This window comes from Escherichia sp. AM3, from assembly GCF_032029835.1.
Classification (GTDB): domain Bacteria; phylum Pseudomonadota; class Gammaproteobacteria; order Enterobacterales; family Enterobacteriaceae; genus Escherichia; species Escherichia coli.
In genome coordinates this window covers 1-409 of sequence record NZ_JAVUPQ010000612.1, presented here as the reverse complement: position 1 = coordinate 409, position 409 = coordinate 1, and the positions used below count along the sequence as shown (strand labels likewise).

Genomic DNA, 409 nt, shown 5'->3' with positions numbered 1-409 from the left:
TGCTCAGACAGTGCAGGCGCACCTTCCAGTACCGCAATATGGCTCAGAACACGTTTTTCATCACTGCGTGGCTGAACTACCGTCTCTTCCTGTTGAGCAAGATGCCACTCATCCCCGACATGTTTGAGGGTAAGTTGTTGTCGGGAGCTCACCCCTTTTTCATTGCACCAGAAAGCCACGTCGTAAAGATGGCTGTCGGTCTGGACACGAATACTGGCCAGGCCATAGAGGGAACGGTATTCACTCATTAAAAGTGAAAAAAGCTTATCATTATTACTGCCTGGGTTAACAACCAATAAGGTGCAATTTTGATTTTTTGCCCATCTGTTGATTCTTCCCAGCCATTTCAGCAGCTTTTCAGACGGTATATTTTGCAGGCCATCATTAGAGCATTTTAGAATCAGTAAAT

The 409-nt window shown here is 45.5% G+C and carries 1 protein-coding gene; it reads right to left on the bottom strand.

The window, feature by feature from the left end:
* Nucleotides 1-409 (bottom strand): BcsE family c-di-GMP-binding protein (locus tag RTW80_RS27515; protein ID WP_312721259.1); only part of this gene is annotated, 409 nt, incomplete at both ends.